Source organism: Bacillus sp. FSL M7-0307 (genome assembly GCF_038627835.1).
Lineage (GTDB): Bacteria > Bacillota > Bacilli > Bacillales > Bacillaceae > Bacillus > Bacillus altitudinis.
This window is the reverse complement of sequence record NZ_CP152023.1, coordinates 1,124,391-1,142,781: the sequence shown is the minus strand read 5'-3', so window position 1 is coordinate 1,142,781 and position 18,391 is coordinate 1,124,391. Positions and strand designations below refer to the sequence as shown.

18 protein-coding genes and 1 other annotated feature are annotated in these 18,391 nt (G+C 38.9%); of the genes, 3 read left to right on the top strand and 15 right to left on the bottom strand.

The annotated features are described in order from the left end of the window. Window positions 1-59 precede the first annotated feature (59 nt). Together cls and mecA are read right to left on the bottom strand one after the other, a co-directional pair. Window positions 60-1,580, bottom strand: a complete 1,521-nt coding sequence (cls, locus tag MHI41_RS05715; protein WP_008348473.1) for a cardiolipin synthase — start codon at window positions 1,578-1,580, stop codon at window positions 60-62. A gap of 85 nt (window positions 1,581-1,665) precedes the next feature. Continuing rightward, entirely contained in the window at window positions 1,666-2,331 is a 666-nt protein-coding gene (gene mecA / locus MHI41_RS05710; RefSeq protein WP_008348474.1) for an adaptor protein MecA, read from the bottom strand. 264 nt (window positions 2,332-2,595) lie between these two features. Between mecA and MHI41_RS05705 the strand changes: the two genes are divergently transcribed. Beyond that, window positions 2,596-3,261, top strand: a complete 666-nt coding sequence (locus MHI41_RS05705) for a TerC family protein (RefSeq protein WP_007499010.1) — start codon at window positions 2,596-2,598, stop codon at window positions 3,259-3,261. 40 nt (window positions 3,262-3,301) lie between these two features. On the opposite strand, the gene spxA is transcribed toward MHI41_RS05705, so the two are convergent. From spxA to MHI41_RS05665, 8 genes are all read right to left on the bottom strand, one after another. Beyond that, window positions 3,302-3,697 (bottom strand): transcriptional regulator SpxA, encoded by a 396-nt coding sequence (gene spxA, locus MHI41_RS05700; RefSeq protein WP_003211421.1) that lies wholly within the window; start codon window positions 3,695-3,697, stop codon window positions 3,302-3,304. A 193-nt stretch (window positions 3,698-3,890) separates the two neighbouring features. Beyond that, a complete protein-coding gene (locus tag MHI41_RS05695; protein ID WP_057079699.1) occupies window positions 3,891-4,469 on the bottom strand; it encodes a GNAT family N-acetyltransferase in 579 nt (192 codons plus the stop codon). 137 nt (window positions 4,470-4,606) lie between these two features. Continuing rightward, a complete protein-coding gene (locus MHI41_RS05690) occupies window positions 4,607-4,894 on the bottom strand; it encodes a hypothetical protein (RefSeq protein WP_113747596.1) in 288 nt (95 codons plus the stop codon). 105 nt (window positions 4,895-4,999) lie between these two features. Further along, entirely contained in the window at window positions 5,000-5,926 is a 927-nt protein-coding gene (locus tag MHI41_RS05685) for an ATP-binding cassette domain-containing protein (RefSeq protein ID WP_035392432.1), read from the bottom strand. Beyond that, window positions 5,919-6,980, bottom strand: coding sequence for an ABC transporter ATP-binding protein (locus MHI41_RS05680; RefSeq protein ID WP_035392433.1), 1,062 nt, complete (start codon window positions 6,978-6,980; stop codon window positions 5,919-5,921). The genes MHI41_RS05685 and MHI41_RS05680 overlap by 8 nt, the downstream gene beginning before the upstream one ends. 18 nt (window positions 6,981-6,998) lie before the next feature. Next, window positions 6,999-8,027, bottom strand: coding sequence for an oligopeptide ABC transporter permease (gene opp3C, locus MHI41_RS05675; RefSeq protein WP_035392435.1), 1,029 nt, complete (start codon window positions 8,025-8,027; stop codon window positions 6,999-7,001). After that, window positions 8,027-8,956: an oligopeptide ABC transporter permease gene (gene opp3b / locus MHI41_RS05670; protein WP_035392438.1), complete on the bottom strand. Its 930-nt coding sequence runs from the start codon at window positions 8,954-8,956 to the stop codon at window positions 8,027-8,029. The genes opp3C and opp3b overlap by 1 nt, the downstream gene beginning before the upstream one ends. Before the next feature lie 109 nt (window positions 8,957-9,065). Then, complete coding sequence (locus tag MHI41_RS05665) at window positions 9,066-10,724, bottom strand: peptide ABC transporter substrate-binding protein (RefSeq protein WP_035392439.1); 1,659 nt, start codon at window positions 10,722-10,724, stop codon at window positions 9,066-9,068. A gap of 449 nt (window positions 10,725-11,173) precedes the next feature. Between MHI41_RS05665 and MHI41_RS05660 the strand changes: the two genes are divergently transcribed. Next, the gene (locus MHI41_RS05660) at window positions 11,174-11,437 is read left to right on the top strand and encodes a DUF3899 domain-containing protein (protein ID WP_223255625.1); all 264 of its coding nucleotides are present in this window, start codon (window positions 11,174-11,176) and stop codon (window positions 11,435-11,437) included. 44 nt (window positions 11,438-11,481) lie between these two features. Then, window positions 11,482-11,700 (top strand) — a binding site (T-box leader). A gap of 53 nt (window positions 11,701-11,753) precedes the next feature. Next, window positions 11,754-12,749: a tryptophan--tRNA ligase gene (trpS, locus tag MHI41_RS05655; RefSeq protein WP_008348488.1), complete on the top strand. Its 996-nt coding sequence runs from the start codon at window positions 11,754-11,756 to the stop codon at window positions 12,747-12,749. Between the two features lie 35 nt (window positions 12,750-12,784). Here trpS and MHI41_RS05650 read toward each other — a convergent pair whose 3' ends face one another. The 5 genes from MHI41_RS05650 to MHI41_RS05630 form a co-directional block, all read right to left on the bottom strand. Continuing rightward, window positions 12,785-13,537, bottom strand: a complete 753-nt coding sequence (locus tag MHI41_RS05650; protein ID WP_008348490.1) for a YjbA family protein — start codon at window positions 13,535-13,537, stop codon at window positions 12,785-12,787. A 165-nt stretch (window positions 13,538-13,702) separates the two neighbouring features. After that, window positions 13,703-14,602 (bottom strand): oligopeptide ABC transporter permease, encoded by a 900-nt coding sequence (gene opp4C, locus MHI41_RS05645; RefSeq protein WP_081114822.1) that lies wholly within the window; start codon window positions 14,600-14,602, stop codon window positions 13,703-13,705. Between the two features lie 33 nt (window positions 14,603-14,635). Continuing rightward, a complete protein-coding gene (locus MHI41_RS05640; protein ID WP_007499031.1) occupies window positions 14,636-15,586 on the bottom strand; it encodes an ABC transporter permease in 951 nt (316 codons plus the stop codon). Between the two features lie 77 nt (window positions 15,587-15,663). Continuing rightward, a complete protein-coding gene (locus tag MHI41_RS05635) occupies window positions 15,664-17,298 on the bottom strand; it encodes a peptide-binding protein (RefSeq protein ID WP_008348494.1) in 1,635 nt (544 codons plus the stop codon). A gap of 85 nt (window positions 17,299-17,383) precedes the next feature. Next, window positions 17,384-18,379: a dipeptide ABC transporter ATP-binding protein gene (locus MHI41_RS05630; protein ID WP_025207148.1), complete on the bottom strand. Its 996-nt coding sequence runs from the start codon at window positions 18,377-18,379 to the stop codon at window positions 17,384-17,386. Between the last annotated feature and the right edge of the window lie 12 nt (window positions 18,380-18,391).

Genomic DNA, 18,391 nt, shown 5'->3' with positions numbered 1-18,391 from the left:
CTACCTTCCCTTAGTAAAATAAAAAATCCCCCTTTTAGAAAAGGGGGGAAATACAATTTTTATAAAAGAGGTGATAATAATCTTGCTGTTGATTCAAACAACCTCACCCTCAAAGGTCTCTTCGCAAATTCTTCTGGAACAATTTCATGCGACTGCTCTAAATCACCTAAGAAGTCGTTGACCAGCTTCTCTGTACTTTTTGTTTTATAGAGGAAAGCATTCACTTCAAAGTTCAGATGAAAACTTCTCATATCCATATTTGCTGTACCAATTGATGCTAGCTCACTATCCACAATGATAAACTTACTATGCATAAAGCCTTGATCATATTCGTATACCTTCGCACCTGCTTCTAAAAGTTCGGGGAAGTATGAACGGGACGCATGAAATACGATGCGTTTATCTGGATTTTTCGGCGCAATGATTCGCACATCGACTCCGCTCAAAGCAGCAATTTTCAGTGCGGACAAAATATCATCATCAGGTACAAAATATGGTGAAGCAATCCAAATTGATTTTTTGGCGGAGATAATCATGGAGAAAAAGAGATTTTTAATGACTTCCCACTGTTTATCAGGACCACCCGCAATCATTTGTACGCCTTCTGCTCGACTCTCCATATGGCTGAAATCTTTAAAATAATCCACACCCGAGCATCTTTCATTGGTCATGTAATACCAATCCTGCATAAAAATCTGCTGCAAATCACGAACGGCCTCACCTTTAATCATCAGGTGGGTATCACGCCAAAATCCATATTGTCTGCTTCTGCCCATATATTCGTCCCCAATGTTTAGCCCGCCGACAAATCCTACTTCTCCATCAATCACCACGATTTTCCGGTGATTTCGGAAATTGATTTTATTATTTAATAAAGGGAGTCTCACTGGTAAAAACGGAACGATCTGCACGCCAGCCTTTTCTAAGTCAGCAATATATTGACGGGAAAGTTTTAGGCTGCCTACATCGTCATATAAAAAGCGGACAATCACACCACTTTTTGCTTTCTCGATTAAAATGTCCTTTAATTCTTGTCCCAGATCATCATGACGGAGAATATAATATTCTAGGTGAATGTGATGTGTTGCTTTTTTGATTTCTTCAAAAATATGAGAGAACGTTTCTTCTCCATTGGTCAGAACTTTAGAGGATGTGCGATACGTAATAGGGGTATGTCCAAGTCTGTGGGCCAGCTTAAATAAGAGCTGCTGATGGTCACCCATATGAGTCATTTTTTCAATCGCTTCTCTGTGGATACGTTCATCTTCCTGGACAAGCTGTTCGTCTAGTACCGCTTTCTTTTCAAACAGTCTGCGCTTTTTAATATTGCGTCCAAAGAAAATATAAAACAAAAACCCGAAAAGCGGAAAGCTCCCAAGCAGCACAAGCCACGTAATCGTTTGAGAGGGGTTTCTGTTTTCTAAGAAAATGACAAACCCGATGAAGATAATCGATAAAGTGAATAGAACACTGACGGAACTTAATACACTTACCGCTAGATCACCGGCAAAAATTTGGATAATCAAATAAGCACCTATCGTAATGATAAGAAAAAATAGAACTTTGACTACATTTCTCATTTCATTTTCTCCTTGCCGATCACTTTGTTTACTTTTTCATTCAGATAAAAAAGTCGATTCCTCTATAGAAATCGACTTTTGGTTGTTACGAGAAGTGCTGTTGAATCGTTTCAAGCGCATTCTCTTTGACAATCAGCTGACCGTATTCTTGCAGTCTGTAGATGCTGACCACTGATTCATGAGCATATTCAAGCAGAATACTAAGCTTATTCTCCACCTGCTCATCTGACAAATCCTCGTGGAAGTCAACATATAGATAATAACGGTTTTCAAACGAATATAAACTTGTCGTAAAATCCTGCATATTTAATTGAGAAAGTGCAATCAAATCTTCAAAGTCATCCATTTTCAATACGAACTGAAGTTGAAGTTTTTTGTCCTTCTCATTATGATCTTCTTGATCTTGCTCTTCTTTATGAAAATCATCAAGCAGAGCATCTAAACTTTCTTCATCTGTTTGATCTTTTTTATCTTCTGGAATCGGCAATTCGAGCTTTTGTCCATCTTTAGAAAGTTGGGCTTTTGTCACGACAATTTCAAGACCTTTATCAAGTGCCTGTACTTGAATCCAAAGTGGTCCCTCTACTGCAAATTCTTCTTCTTCGTGCACTTCGTCCATCACTTCCCAGAACAGCTCTTCACTGCGTTCACGATTATACCAAATCTCTTCACGGTCAAAACCGCGATCTTCAATATCACCGTAGGAAATATAAAATTTGACTGTATGTTCATTTATTCTTTCGATTTCCATTTTGCCAACCTTCCCTTCTATATAAGATGTTGAAGGGACATACAAGCTCCCAATTAATAGTACTTTACTACACTTTACCCGTTCCGTCTACATGTTAACCATTTAAAGAAATGAGGTATTGCTGTGTACTGTCTATTTTATGATAAAACATGAATAAAAGAAATAAAAACGCATTTTTTGCAGAGAAAACTTGCAGAAACATATATTTGAATTGTCCTCATATATTGGTTGTACGAGCTATTTTAGTGAAATGAGGTGAACTGGATGGAAACAGAGTGGATCGTATCCTTACTGATGATTATTGGCATAGATCTCATATTAGGCGGAGATAATGCATTAATCATTGCGATGGCCAGTCGAAGCTTATCAAATGAAAAACGAAACAAAGCCATATGGATCGGCACACTTTTGGCAGTGCTGATGAGAATCACCATGACTGGTGCTGCCGTTTATTTATTGACCATCCCCTATTTGCAATTTATCGGCGGTCTCTTTCTCCTTTATATCGGATACAATTTGTTAATAGAACAAAAGAAAGAATCCATTCGGATTAAAAGCAGCGGCTCCCTTTGGCGTGCTGTTCAGACCATCGTGATTGCAGATCTTTTTATGTCACTTGATAATGTGATTGCTGTTGCAGGGGCAGCTAAGGGGAACATGGTGCTCACTGCCTTTGGCTTAATGATTTCAGTCCCGATTATTATTTGGGGGAGTAAGCTGATTCATGCAGCACTAACCAAGTTTCCGATTCTTTTATACGGAGGGAGTGCCCTTTTAGCTTTTACTGGCGGAGAAATGATTGTCCGTGATGTAAAACTGAATGAATTTATGGCGCAGCATACTACACTTGAATTGTTGCTTCCTTTTTTAACCGTCGCAACCGTTATTTTAGCCAGTCTCTTTTACGAACAAACGGCTGAAAATAAATAAAAAAAGCTGCCAAATGATCGGCAGCTTTTCGTGTTGTCTATTAGTTAGCAAGTCGCTGAGCTTCTCGAAGTTGGAATGTACGAACCGTTCTAGGAAGGAAACGTCTAATTTCATCTTCGTTGTACCCAACTTGCAGTCTTTTTTCATCCAAAATAATTGGACGTCTTAGAAGACCAGGGTGCTCATTGATTAGTTTATACAATTGTTGAAGTGGCATTGTCTCAACATTTACATTTAGTTTTTGGAATACTTTAGAACGTGTTGAGATAATTTCATCTGTACCATCTTCCGTCATACGAAGAATCTCTTTGATTTCATCGATTGAAAGAGGCTCAGAAAAGATATTTCTCTCTTGGTATGGAATATTGTGCTCTTCTAACCACGCTCTTGCTTTTCTACATGATGTACAGCTTGGTGATGTGTATAATGTTACCATAAATCTTCACTCCTCAATTTGTAGAATGAATATTGATCTGTATTCTTAAATTAAAATTGTTCTAAATAAGTAATCTTTATAGTGATTATACTATAAAAAAGTAAGTGTGAACAGATTTTCTTGCAATTTTTGTGACAAAAACTAGACAATTTCATTCTTTTTGTGCTGATGTTTGAAGTCTGAACATTCTCATTTAGTCGAAGTGATCGAAAATATTTTTTTGTTTTTTATTTTCAATGACCTTCAGCACATCGTCAACATCCTCATACGATTGTCCATACCATTCTTCGTCTTTATACGTATGGATTCTTTCGTACGTCTTTCTCATGGCCTCCATCATTTCTTCCTCATTATCTGTACGAGGCGACCAATAAAGAATTTCCATGCGGTTCACTTCATTCGTTGCAAGTGACCTGCGTTTATAACCAATTGATTCAGCATGCTTGAAGTGCTCTCTCTGATAAAACTTTAGGCGTTTTGCAGTATCTGCATCATCTTCATCTACAGGCTCGACCTCAAGCAAGATCGGTTTTCTTTTTTCCTTCAGCTTATGAATGAGCTTTGAGCCGAGGCCTTCACCTCTTGCATCCTTGGAAACAAATAAATAATCAATAAAGATGAAAGAATCAAATTCAGCGTACATCATCACATGATGAGGCCCTTCTTCTTTATGATAAATATCACTTCTTTCCTTTAATAAAGCTTCCATATGCTCTTTTGACTTCATTTCTTCTATCGGGAAGTATTCACTGAGCTTTTCATACCAATTCATGGATCCGCTCCTTATGATGTAGTTAAGAACCACTTCCTTATCTATTCCCGATTTCTTGCTATTTAAACGCCTGTACTAGTAAGACGCAGCAATGCCATTGGTGGTTTCACTTTTTTTCAAGAGAAAGCAAAAAAGTTTTATATCGAACGATTCATGAGCATTTGAAAGCAAGCAAACAAAAGAAGTGTCATTGCGACCTGAAACATGATGAAATAAAGGTACTTCATACGCCGGACTTCTTCCTTCTGTTTATTCGTGCGCCGATACACAGCAAATTCAACCGAAAACGAAATGATGCAAATGAGCACTAAAAATGCGATCATCCACTTTCCTCCGTTTGGTTTCGTTAAAAAAGACATTGAGAAAAGCATCGTGACGATAAAAAAGTGAAGACAGGAATAGCGAAACGTCTTCCATAACAACATTTGATTTCCTCCTGGTTTACTCATTTTACATAAAAATTACCATCAACTTGTTTTTTTGTAAAATAAAAAAAGAAGCACTGATATCGCAGTGCTTCTTCTCTGTTCTTATTGTTTTGCTTTGATCTCTTTGAATTCTTCCTCAGTACAGCTGACAAAGTGACCTGGCTTAACTTCACGAAATTCCGTATTTGTTCCTTTATGAACAGATGGATCGTATTTAATCCGTTTGCGGTTACGCTCATAATCAGGATCTGGAAGCGGAATCGCAGATAGTAATGATTTTGTATATGGATGAAGCGGGTTTTCATATAATTCATTCGCTGGTGCCAGCTCAACCAATTTCCCAAAATACATCACACCGATACGATCGCTGATATATTTCACCATGGAAAGGTCATGGGCAATGAATAAATACGTTAAGCCCTTTTCTTCTTGCAGTTCTTTCATTAAGTTGACGACCTGCGCTTGGATCGACACATCTAGTGCAGAAATTGGCTCATCGGCAATGATGAAATCCGGTTCAACAGCTAACGCACGAGCAATCCCAATACGCTGCCTTTGACCGCCTGAAAATTCATGCGGGTATCTATTCGCATGCTCTTTATTCAAACCAACCGTTTCAAGCAATTGATACACACGGTCTTTACGTGCTTGTGCTGATTTTGCAAGACCATGAATATCGATACCCTCTGCAATAATATCCACAACTTTCATTCTTGGATTGAGGGAGGCATATGGATCCTGAAAGATCATTTGCATTTTTCGGTTAAATTGTTTAAGATCTGTTGTTGATTTTTTATCATGCACATTCTGCCCGTTAAAAATAACTTCGCCACCTGTTGCATTGTATAGACGAATGATGGTTCTCCCAGTAGTGGATTTCCCGCAACCAGATTCACCTACAAGGCCCAATGTTTCACCTCTATAAATGTCAAAGCTGACATCATCAACAGCTTTTACTTCATTAGGTTTACCCACATTAAAATATTGCTTAAGATTTTTCACTTGTAAAATAACATCTTTTTCACTCAATGTGATCCCCCCCTTTTTGCGCATTAAATTGTCGCATTCTTTGCTTAATTGATTCAGGAGGTTCTACTTTTGGTGCGTTAGGATGTAAAAGCCATGTAGCTGCAAAATGAGTTTCTGATACTTGATATAAAGGCGGCTGCTGTTCAAAATCAATTTTCATTGCAAATTGATTTCTAGCCGCAAACGGGTCTCCTTTTGGAGGATTCAGCAAATCAGGCGGCGTGCCTGGAATGGCAAACAATTTCTCCTCTTTTGCATCAAGACTTGGCATAGAGCTCAGTAATCCCCAAGTATATGGATGTTTTGGGTTATAGAAGATCTCATCTACGGTGCCAATTTCAACAATTTGACCACCATACATAACTGCTACACGATCTGCTACATTCGCAACGACCCCTAAATCATGTGTGATAAAGATGATAGATGTTTCAATCTTCTTTTGAAGATCTTTCATCAGTTCTAAGATTTGGGCTTGAATAGTTACATCTAAAGCAGTAGTTGGCTCATCTGCAATTAAAATTTTCGGATTACAAGCAAGAGCTATTGCAACGACAACCCTTTGTCGCATCCCACCAGAAAATTGATGAGGGTATTGCTTGAACCTCTGTTCCGGTTTCGGAATACCTACAAGACTCAAAAGCTCAAGTGCTCTTTTTTTAGCTTCTTCTTTACTTGCATTTTGATGTTTTAAGATGGGTTCTATAATTTGCTTGCCAATTGTCATAGTCGGATTCAAAGATGTCATTGGATCTTGAAAGACCATGGCAATATCTTTCCCTCTTATTTTCTGCATCTGTTTGTCAGAAAGTTTTGTTAGGTTTTTACCTTGAAACAAAATCTCTCCTTTTTTCACTTCGGAGTTAGATTTAGGAAGCAGACCCATGATTGATTTAGAAGTTACCGATTTACCAGAGCCTGATTCTCCAACAATGGCAAGCGTCTCACCTTTTTTCAATTCAAAATTCACACCTCGAATTGCCTTAACCTCGCCAGCAAATGTGTGGAATGAAATATTTAAGTCATTTACTTTTAAAATCGTTTCTTGTTTATTCATCAACATCACCGCCCCGTACTAATCTTTCATTTTTGGATCAAGTGCATCTCTCACACCGTCGGCAACAAGGTTAAAGACGATCATGATAACACTAATGATAATTGCTGGATAAACCATCTGATATGGGAAAGCGATCATTGATTTAAACCCATCTTCAATTAATGTCCCTAGTGAAGCTTGCGGCTCTTGCAGACCTAATCCAATAAAGCTTAAGAAAGCTTCAAAGAAGATCGCACTAGGAATAGTGAACATTGTATTAATAATCATCACACCTGTTAAGTTTGGCAACATGTGCTTAAAGATAATTTTAAAGTTACTTAATCCCAAAGTTCTAGCGGCTAGTACATATTCCTGTTCTTTCAGCTTCATGACTTGAGCACGCACGACCCTAGCCATACTGATCCACCCGGTAATACTTAGTGCAATAATAATTGGAATAATCCCTGGTTTTAAGACGAGAATCATTAATATGACAACGATTAAGTTTGGAATCCCCATTAGAACTTCCAAAATACGCTGCATCGCATTATCAATTTTCCCACCGAAATAACCAGAAATAGCGCCGTAGGCAACACCAATAATTAAATCGATCACAGCTGCAACAACAGCAATAAGCAGTGAGATTTGAGTTCCTTTCCACACACGTGTAAATAGATCTCTCCCAAGATTATCGGTACCGAACCAGTAGTAATGTTCAATCCCTTTTTGTTCATATGGATTGACCACATCACCATTTTTTAATGTTCTTTCACCAGTAAAAGGTAAGAAACTAACATGCTCTAACCCTTGGATTCGCGGCGGTAAGTTCGCTTCAGACGTTGTTTGAGTACTAAAGTCTTTGCCACTAATTAATGGTCCGACGAGCGCCATGAATACAATTAAAAATAAAATCACCATACTAACAACAGCGGCTTTATTCTTTTTAATTCTAAGCCATGCATCTTGCCAATAATTTAGACTTGGTTTTTCAATTTTTTCAGCAGATAATGTATCAACACCAGCGGGTTCAAACAGACTTTTATCAATATTTTCTTCTTGCTGTTTCATTATTTGTTACCTCCCGCTACACGAATTCTAGGATCGATAATTCCATATAGAATATCGACAATAAATACAACCACTACAAAAAGAACGGCAAATAAGATAGTTGTACCCATGATGACTGGATAGTCATTTACTGTAATGGCTTTAACAAACTGCTCACCAATTCCAGGAATTGAGAAGATTTTTTCTATTACTAGTGATCCCGTCATTAAACTAACAGTCAATGGACCAAGTACTGTGACAACAGGTATTAAAGCATTTCTCATTGCATGTTTAAATGCGATCTCAAAATAGCCTGCTCCTTTTGCTTTTGCAAGTAAAATGTAATCTGTCTCAAGTACTTCAACCATTTCTGTTCTCATAAAACGAGCACAAATGGAGATAGGGAACATTGCTAACGCTATAGTAGGTAAAATTGTATATTCAAACCCATTCCAAAATTGAGTTGGTAATAACCCCAATTTCACCGCAATATAGTACTGAAGTAATCCAGCGAATACAAAACTCGGAATTGATTTACCGATAACTGCCAAGAAAGTAGCAGAGTAATCCACCCATGTGTTCTGTCTTAAAGCTCCAACTACTCCCAAAAAGATACCAACAATCGTTCCTAAAATAATCGCTTGAAGGCCTAGGACAGCAGATGGTCCTACTCGATATGAAAGAAGTTCTGTTACGGAGGTATTGTTGAATTGGAATGAAACACCTAAATCCCCAGTGAATGTATTAATCATGTAATGAAAATATTGAACAGGAATTGGCTGATCTAGTCCATATTTTGCATTAAGTACAGCTTGTTGAGCTTCTGACAACTTTTGCGCATTAACAAAAGGAGAACCCGGAATAAGTTTCATTAAGAAAAAAGTGATTGAAACAATGATGAAGAGGGTAACAACCATGTAGGCAACCCGTCTAATTAAGTATTTCAGCATACTTGCACCTCCTGATAAAACTGACTTTTCTGTATATTTCGACATATTTCTCTCAGTGAAAAAGAGAGTATATTCAGAGAATACACTCTCTTTTCTATAAGATTGTTAATTATCCTTCAATTTTCATCCATTTGTAGCTGAATTCAGGTCCAACTTTGTGAATGACAAATCCTTTTACTTTGTTATTAATCAGATAGTTAGTTGCTCTCTGATAAATTGGTGAAAGTGCTGCGTCATCTTGTAATAATACTTTTTCAGCTTCTTGTAAAGCTTTCCAGCGTTCTTCAGGTTTTGCAGCTAATTTGCCAGATGCATCTTTTAACAACTGATCATATTTTTTATCTGAGTAACCCATGTGGTTGTTTCCGCCACCTGTGATGAACAAGTCAGAGAACGTGATCGGATCAAGGTAATCTGGACCCCATCCAGCCATCTGAAGATCGTAATCCTCTTTCTTATCACGATCAATACGAGTAGCGAAAGGAACACTTTGAATATTGATATCTAAGCCAGGTAAAGTTTTCTCGAGCTGATCTTTAATGAAAGCACCGATTGTTTTAGCTGTCTCAGAATCATCACCTAAGTAATTAAGCGTTACTTTAGACGTTCCTAATTCTTTCAACCCTTTTTCAAAAAGCTTTTTCGCTTCATCTTTATTAGTTTCTAAGTATTTAGGCATTCCATCACGGAAGTCTTTTCCGCTTTCATCATGTACGAAATCTTTTGGAATTTGATAGTATGCAGCAACTGAACCATTCTGCAACACATCATTTACAAACGCTTCTTTATCAATTGCCGTTGCAATTGCGCGACGAACGTTTTCATTCTTTAAAGATTTATTTCCTTGGTTCATTTTCAACCAGAACACAGTAGGTTCTAGTAATCTTTTCATCCGCTTATCACCTTCGTATTGAGAGATGATGGCAGGTGTTGATAATTTAGGTGTAATATCAGCTTCTCCCGCTTCAAATGCGTTAACAGCTGCTTGTGGATCTTTAGATACTTTAAAAGTAAGTTTTGTCATAGAGACGTTCTTTTTGTCCCAATATTCTTCATTCTTTTTGTATTCCCAAGTAGTTGCTTGTGGGCCATCCCAAGAAGAAAGTTCAAATGGTCCGTTGTATACAAGGTTCTTTGCAGTCTTCGCATATTTGTCACCTTGTTCTTTAACGAACTTTTCATTCACTGGGTAGAATGTTGGGAATGAAAGCAGAGATTGGAAGTAAGGAATTGGTTTTTCAAGTGTAATTTGCAGTTCTTTATCGCTTACAGCTTTAATTCCTAGTTCCTCAGGCTTTGCTTTTTTGTTGTATACTTTATCAGCATTCTTAATTTTACCAACCATCATATATGGGCCATACTCAGACTTTTGTTCTGGATCTAAAGCACGTTGCCATGCATATACGAAGTCTTGAGCTTTAACTGGGTCACCATTAGACCATTTTGCATCTTTAATTTTGATGTTGTAAACTGTTTTATCTTTGTTAGCAACTGGTTCCCCATCAGCCATACCAGGCACTAATTCTTCTTTATCGTTGAAACGATACAAACCTTCAAACACGTTATTCATAGTCGTAAAACTGATTGTATCACTCGCTTGGATTGTATCCATTGCAGGCATTTCCTGTGATTCTAAAATTGTAGCCTCTTGTTTTGAATCTTTGGATGCAGTGCCCTTGTCGCTACTTTGTTTACCTGAACATGCAGATACAAAAATAGTCAGCACCAATAAAAAAACTAAAAGCAGTGAAAATTTAGACTTTTTCATCTAGTTGTTGACCTCCCCTTCATAAATGAACTACAGGAACTATTATACTAGCAAATAAGTAATTGTGCATTCATTTTTTTAAGAAAATTTTCATATTTCCACTGTTTTTTAATATTTTTATTAAAAAATTGAAATAATTTGGTTATTTTTCTGAGATTTTGTGATCTTAAATACCTAATCAGAGGTAATCCTGTCTATACAATTGGCAATCTTCATGATTCATTGTAAACTGATATCAAGAAATTGATTAAAACAACAGCTTCGTTCCTTGTTTCGTTTTTCTTATATAGTGAAAGTCTTGAATTAAATGTTTTTATTGCTATTTTAGTACAGTAAAGTTTTAATGCGCAGGAGTGATTGTTATTAGATTTTTTATTCTTTTACTTAGTTCTAATGGCCTTGTTTTCATTTTAAGCTTCCTCTTTTATGGGCACATATCTTTCTTAAGCATGATTAACATCACATTTTATTTAGCTTCTGGCACTTTGCTAGTGTGGTTATCGTTCATCACTTTAAAAAGTGGATTTTTTGATCAAATATCTTACAGCTTCCGAAAGGTGTTTGATTCTTTAAATAAGCAAAAGGACCATGTTGATGACAGTTTAAACAAACATTTATCATCATCTTTTCAAAGTAACTTTTCAACCTTAAGAACATTAGGTTTGAGTTTACTCATTGAAATGTTAATATTGCTCTTGATTTATTATATGTAGGTTTTGACTTTTGATTTTTGCTTATTTATAATGAATGAAATTACATTTTTGCGATGAAAAAGAAGAGTACATATATTCACCATTTACAGAGAGTCTGCGGTTGGTGCAAGCAGATAATGGCATGTATGGAATGGGCTTTGGAGCAGCTAACCGAACACTTGACAGAGTCAGTAGGCTTAGACGGAGCAGTCTCCGATATCAACGTCTTGAGTGATTTCGGATTGAAATAACAAGGGTGGTACCACGGTTCATTCGTCCCTTTTCTGTTGAAAAGTGATGGGTGGGCCTTTTTATATTGAAGAAAAGAGGTTTTAGTATGACAAAAAAGACGATTTTCTCAGGCATTCAGCCTAGCGGTTCTGTGACATTGGGGAACTACATTGGAGCGATGAAGCAATTTGTCGATCTTCAGCATGATTACAACGGCTACTTTTGTGTGGTCGATCAGCATGCCATTACGGTGAGTCAGGATCGTTTAGCCCTTCGACAAAATATTAGAAGCTTAGCCGCTCTTTATTTGGCAGTGGGGCTTGATCCAGAGAAGGCAACATTGTTTATCCAATCAGAGGTACCTGCCCACGCCCAGGCAGGATGGATGCTGCAATGTGTCGCTTATATTGGGGAATTAGAAAGAATGACTCAATTTAAGGACAAATCTGCTGGTAAGGAAGCAGTCGTTTCAGGACTATTAACGTATCCGCCATTAATGGCTGGCGATATTTTGTTATACGGTACGGACTTAGTTCCTGTAGGAGAAGATCAAAAGCAGCATCTTGAATTAACGAGAACGCTTGCTGAACGCTTTAACCGAAAGTACAATGACATCTTCACTGTACCTGAAGTCAAAATTCCAAAAGAAGGCGCTCGGATTATGTCTTTAACTGACCCAACGAAAAAGATGAGCAAATCTGATCCGAACCAAAAATCCTTCATTACCTTATTAGATGAGCCAAAGCAGCTTGAAAAGAAAATCAAAAGTGCTGTGACTGATTCAGAAGGCATCGTCAAATATGACAAAGAAAACAAACCTGGAATTGCCAACTTGCTGACGATTTATTCTGTATTAGGGAACGTATCGATTGCGGAGCTTGAACAAAAATACGAAGGCAAAGGTTATGGTGAATTTAAGGGAGATCTTGCGAACGTTGTCGTGGATGCTTTAAAACCGATTCAAGATCGCTATTATGAACTCATTGAGTCAGATGAGCTTGACCGCATTTTAGATGAAGGTGCTGAAAAGGCTAACCGTGCGGCAAACAAAATGCTGAAAAAAATGGAGAATGCGATGGGTCTTGGCCGGAAACGCAAATAAAACAAGCTTGCAGCATATTCAGCTGCAAGCTTTTTCTAATTGACTTTCGATTCGTTTTCCATTTCCCAAAGTTTTTCAAAAAATGGCTGTCCTTTAATCATTTTTTCACAAAAGGCTAAATGGTTTTCTGACCATCCATCAATGGTTTCGTTATAAAGCATGTTCCAAATCTCCTCGAAAGACATTCGTTTGATCTGGTTGTACATGCGCGGATTCCATTCTGTATACCAATAGGCAATTTCTGCCCGGTTTTGAAGCCCCTTTAGTTGATCTAACGCCATAAACATCAGCTGCTTCAGCTGTCTTTCTTTTCTCGTTAATCCGCTGATATGCTGCGGTGGTAATGATAGGATGTGATATTCTTTCGTCGATTCAAGGCTGTCTGTTGTGAATTCATACTCCTCTGCCTTCACATCTTTCACCATTTCATACACCAATTGCTCCTGTCTTGGAATCAATCGGCTCTTTCTCACAGGGATGGAATAACCAATCGTATCCACAGCAATGATTCTAATCCCGTCCGTGACCACAAAGCAATACTCTAATTTACGGCGTTCATGATTTTTTCGAATATATGATTTCTCAAATACAGACTCTAGCAGCGTCTTCGGCAGCTCTGATAGATCATTCTCTATGTAATCAAACAAAGGACTCTGCACCTTGAGTAAAGGTACTTGATCTAACAGCTCCACGCTGTCCTCCTTGCGCCACTCATGAAAATGGCACACATTATAGCCATTCTCTTCCCCTTCAAACCAATTCACCCATACGTCATGAAGAAATAACATAACCAATCCCTCACTTTTTAAAAACTGTTGTCCACAGTATGGGCAAGGGATAGAGAAATTATTCCAACTTTATTAAAACTTCTCCCTGACGGAAGGACGGCTTTATTTCCTGGGAAAAGGAGAACGTCTCGCAGAGTCCTTTCACGATTTTCTATAAGCAGAACCTTATTTTAGCTTTTTAGGATCAAGGGCATCTCTCAATCCATCACCTAAGAAGTTAAAGCATAAAACGGTAAGTAGAATCAGTAAACCTGGGAACAGTGGATACCACCATGCTTGCACCATAATGGAGAAATTTTGTGCATCTTGAAGCATGTTTCCCCAGCTCGCCGTTGGAGGCTGGATGCCGAACCCTAGATAGCTAAGTGTCGACTCAGCTAAAATAACAGAACCGACTTTTAATGTAGCAGACACAATAATAGGGCCGATACAGTTCGGTAAAATATGCGAAAAGATGATGACATGGTTTTTCGTTCCGATCGTTCTTGCTGCGAGTACGAATTCTCTTGTGCGAAGTGACAAGAATTCACTGCGGATCAGCCTGGCGGTTGTTGTCCAGCCAGTCAGCGCAAAGATTAAAATCAATTTATCAATACCCGGTTTAAAAATTGTCACTAGCGTGATCAAGAGAAAAATATCTGGAATAGACAATACCACATCCACCATTCTCATGAGCACAGAATCGACAAAGCCTTTAAAGTATCCCGCTACCGCCCCAATGACGGTACCAATGGTGATGGCTCCGACTACTGAGACAAAGCCAACTAATAGAGACACCCTCGCTCCGTATAGCACCCTTGAAAAAATATCTCGGCCAAACTTGTCGGTTCCCATAAAATGCTCTGCACTTGGAGGCTGTAGCCGTTTCAATAAGTCTTGCTGTTCCGGTGCGTAAGGTGCGATCACCGGGGCGAAAATAGCGGAAAAGATAATGACCAATAAAATAGCGGAGCCGGCAACCGCCAATTTATTTTTGAAAAATTTCTCGCAAAATAAACGAAGCATCGTCTCTGGTTTTGGCGGAAGGCCTTCTTTTAATTTGAGATCAACAGAAGGTGTTCCCATATTAGGTTGTGCCAATTGTGCTTCAGCTCCCTTCTAATATTCAATACGCGGATCAACGATCGCATAGAGAATATCCGCTATTAAGTTTCCAACGACCACGAGCACAGCAGAGATAACAGTCATCGCCATAATGACGGGATAATCTCTTGAAAAAGCAGAATCGATAAACAGTTTCCCAAGCCCTGGCCATGTGAAGATTTGTTCCACCACGACTGCGCCGCCAATAAAGGATGGAATCATGAGTCCAAAGATCGTAATAACAGGCATGAGACCGTTTCTCAATCCATGTTTGAAGATGACTTTGTTCTCTCTAAAACCTTTCGCTCGCGCCGTACGAATGTAATCCTGCCGCATCACATCGAGCATACTTGACCTTGTATAACGTGTAAGGCCGGCCATATCAGCCGTTGCTAAAACAAAGGCCGGTAAAATAATATGATGAAGCCGGTCAAATAGATTAAAATCTGCATTTAAGGTAGAGACACCCCCGGTCGGAAACCATCCTAAATTCACTGATAACACCATTATAAGGATCAAGCCAAACCAGAAATTCGGAATAGCCAGTCCGATAAATGATGTAACCGTAATACCATAGTCAAGTTTTGTATACGGACGTTTTGCTGAAAGAACACCAAATGGGATGGCAATGATCAGGGCAACTAATGTAGAAAAGATCATGAGGATGAGGGTATTTGGCAGCCGGGCAAAAATCAAATCAGCCACGGGCGTTCCTTTTTTTACGATGGATGTGCCAAAGTCACCTTGAAGCATATTACCGAGCCATTTCATATATTGCACATATTCAGGATCGTTCAAGCCGTACTTATCAATAAAGGCTTCCCGGTCTGCGGCACTAATGGTCGGGTCCATCATGAGTGACATCGGATCGCCTGGTGCTGCTTTCATAATCGCAAAGGACAAAATCGTAATACCAAACAAAATCGGGATGGAAAGCAATGTCCTTCTAATGATATATGTAACCATGTGCACAACTCCTTTTTCATCGGATGGCCATACTATGATGAAAAAAGGGGAGACACCTCCCCTTCTTCACTTGCAGACTACTGTTCAATCCACCATTTTTCGATTTTGTAATATTCATCTTTCGGGTGGTAAGAGTAGCCTTGTAGATTAGATGGCATCGCGCGATGTGAGTTGGCATAATAAAGGAACGTATACGGCTGGTCTTCTGCAATCAGCTCATAAATTTTTTCATACGCCTTTGAATACTCTTTACGATCACTCAAGTTTTTGGCATCAACTAGCAGCTTATCGACTTCTTCATTTTTATACCAAATGTTATTTAAGCCTTTTTCAGACTGACTTGAATGGAAAATGCTGTATTGGTCAGGGAATGTCGCTAAGCTCCAGCCGAGTAATAACGCATCATAATCCCATTTTGGCGGAGTTGTTTGTTCGATTAATGCACTGAACTCCACAATTTGCGGTTTTGCTTCAATGCCAATTTCTTTGAGCTGCTGCTGGACAACGACAGCAATATCTTCACGGACTTTGTTTCCTTGGTTCGTCTTCAAGACGAAGGAGAACTTCTTACCGTCCTTATCAAGATAACCATCTCCATCTGTATCCTCCCAGCCTTCTTCCTTCAGCATCTTTTTCGCTTTTTCTTGATCAAATTCAAATACTGGGACATTTTCATTTTTAGGGTAGTTCCATGACAGCGGGCTTTCTGGGATGTTGGCTACTTTCCCGTCTCCATCTAACACTTGATCGACAATCGTTTGACGGTCAATGGCATGGGTAAGCGCTTGGCGGACTTTTTTGCTTTTGAACAGTTCGTTTTTCTGATTCCAGCCAATATATGAATAATTAAGCCCTAGATCAGATTCGATTTTGATGTTACTAACTTTTTCAGCTGTTTGCAGTTCTGCTCCAGGCACTGCAAAGAAATCAATATCACCTGCGGATAGCTGAGCCATGGCTGCATTTTGATCAGGAATCGTTTTAATGGTGACTGTATCAAGGTATGGCCGTCCATCCCAATAGTCATCAAATGCTTCAAGTTTGACATAGTCTCCTTCTTTCCACTCGGCAAATTTAAATGGGCCAGAGCCGATTGGATTTTTTCGGTTAAATTCATTTTCGCCAAGATCCTTTATAGGGACATCACCTAAAATATGCTTTGGTAAAATGCCATAGCTTCCTAGCGTGACGTTATAAAAATATGGATCTTTTTTATTCAGCTTAAATTCGACCGAATAGTCCCCTGTTTTTTTGACAGACTCTAATACTTCAAAGCCTGATCCACGCTCACCATTGTAATCCTTATTGATCGGAATGCTGTATGTAAACACAACATCATCAGCAGTCAGTTCTTCTCCATCATGAAACTTCACGCCTTTTCTAATGGTCACATCAAACTGTTTGCCGTCATCGGATTCTTTAATATCTTCTGCCAACGCCAGCTGTGGGTTAAGCTTTCCATCTGTTTGCAGTAAAAAGCTATAGATTCTCTCTTCAATATCAGAACTTGCCACGTCTGTTGAGTAAAGTGAGTTAAATAATGTAGGCTCTGCAATCGAACCAATGACAAGATCGCCACCTTGTACAGGTTTACCTGTGGATTTCTTTTCACTGTCTCCAGACGTTTTATTTCCACCAGAACAAGCAGCAAGGATCAATGTAAAGATCAGCAGCAAACTGACCAAAATGGACTTTCTCTTTCTATCTTTCATAGACAATTCCCCCTATCTTTTTTAAAAAATGATGACAGAAGCCCGTTTCATCCCCCCTCTCAAAGATGAGATCATACAAGCGTGATCAAGCGTCGTAGAGGTGGCAGGCCACAAAGTGGTTCGTTTTTAATTCTTGAAATTCTGGTACTTTTTCTTTACAGACTTCTTTCGCATGCGGGCATCTTGTATGAAACACACAGCCTTTTGGCGGATTTGCAGGGCTTGGTAAATCCCCTTGCAGCATAATCCGTTCCCTTTTCACCTGACCTTTTTTACGGGTGACTGGAACGGAAGATAAAAGCGCCTGTGTATACGGATGAAGCGGATCATCGTACAGGCTGTGCTTATCCGCAAGTTCCATCATTTTGCCAAGATACATGACGCCCACTCGATCACTAATGTGGCGGACCACACTGAGATCGTGAGAGATAAATAGATAGGTGAGGTCAAACTCTTCTTGAAGCTCTTCCATCAAATTGATGACCTGCGCCTGAATGGAGACGTCAAGCGCTGAAACAGGCTCATCTGCTATGATCATTTCAGGATTCATGGCAAGTGCACGAGCGATACCGATCCGTTGCCTTTGTCCGCCGGAGAATTCGTGCGGGTATCGATTCGCAAAACTTGGGTGAAGGCCGACTTTGGATAAAAGCTGTTCTACTTTTTCATTTCTTTCTTTTAAGGAATATAAGTGATGTGTTTTGTAGGGTTCTTTGATGATACTTCGAAGTGTTTTTCTAGGGTTGAGTGATGCAAAGGGATCTTGAAAAACCATTTGGATGTTTTTCCTTGTTGATTGTCTTAGTTTTGATTCAGATACATGAGAAATATCTTGCCCTTTAAATAGAATTTGTCCTTCTGTTGGTTCATATAAACGAATCATCGTCCGTCCTAATGTGGATTTACCGCATCCAGACTCTCCAACGATGCCTAACGTTTCGCCTTTATAAATGTTTAAGTCGATGCCGTCAACCGCTTTGACTGCTCCTACTTTCTTTTGCAGCACGCCAGCTTTAATCGGAAAGTGTTTTCGTATATTTTTTAATTCCAGGATGGTTTCTTTCTCAGATCGATCTGTCATGTATGGTTGATT

Bases quoted from the DNA above. Each gene is read 5' to 3' on its own strand.
- cls (WP_008348473.1), bottom strand. From the start codon at position 1,580: ATGAGAAATGTAGTCAAAGTTCTATTTTTTCTTATCATTACGATAGGT.
- mecA (WP_008348474.1), bottom strand. From the start codon at position 2,331: ATGGAAATCGAAAGAATAAATGAACATACAGTCAAATTTTATATTTCC.
- MHI41_RS05705 (WP_007499010.1), top strand. From the start codon at position 2,596: ATGGAAACAGAGTGGATCGTATCCTTACTGATGATTATTGGCATAGAT.
- spxA (WP_003211421.1), bottom strand. From the start codon at position 3,697: ATGGTAACATTATACACATCACCAAGCTGTACATCATGTAGAAAAGCA.
- MHI41_RS05695 (WP_057079699.1), bottom strand. From the start codon at position 4,469: ATGAATTGGTATGAAAAGCTCAGTGAATACTTCCCGATAGAAGAAATG.
- MHI41_RS05690 (WP_113747596.1), bottom strand. From the start codon at position 4,894: ATGTTGTTATGGAAGACGTTTCGCTATTCCTGTCTTCACTTTTTTATC.
- MHI41_RS05680 (WP_035392433.1), bottom strand. From the start codon at position 6,980: ATGAATAAACAAGAAACGATTTTAAAAGTAAATGACTTAAATATTTCA.
- opp3C (WP_035392435.1), bottom strand. From the start codon at position 8,027: ATGAAACAGCAAGAAGAAAATATTGATAAAAGTCTGTTTGAACCCGCT.
- opp3b (WP_035392438.1), bottom strand. From the start codon at position 8,956: ATGCTGAAATACTTAATTAGACGGGTTGCCTACATGGTTGTTACCCTC.
- MHI41_RS05665 (WP_035392439.1), bottom strand. From the start codon at position 10,724: ATGAAAAAGTCTAAATTTTCACTGCTTTTAGTTTTTTTATTGGTGCTG.
- MHI41_RS05660 (WP_223255625.1), top strand. From the start codon at position 11,174: ATGATTAACATCACATTTTATTTAGCTTCTGGCACTTTGCTAGTGTGG.
- trpS (WP_008348488.1), top strand. From the start codon at position 11,754: ATGACAAAAAAGACGATTTTCTCAGGCATTCAGCCTAGCGGTTCTGTG.
- MHI41_RS05650 (WP_008348490.1), bottom strand. From the start codon at position 13,537: ATGTTATTTCTTCATGACGTATGGGTGAATTGGTTTGAAGGGGAAGAG.
- opp4C (WP_081114822.1), bottom strand. From the start codon at position 14,602: ATGGGAACACCTTCTGTTGATCTCAAATTAAAAGAAGGCCTTCCGCCA.
- MHI41_RS05640 (WP_007499031.1), bottom strand. From the start codon at position 15,586: ATGGTTACATATATCATTAGAAGGACATTGCTTTCCATCCCGATTTTG.
- MHI41_RS05635 (WP_008348494.1), bottom strand. From the start codon at position 17,298: ATGAAAGATAGAAAGAGAAAGTCCATTTTGGTCAGTTTGCTGCTGATC.
- MHI41_RS05630 (WP_025207148.1), bottom strand. From the start codon at position 18,379: ATGACAGATCGATCTGAGAAAGAAACCATCCTGGAATTAAAAAATATA.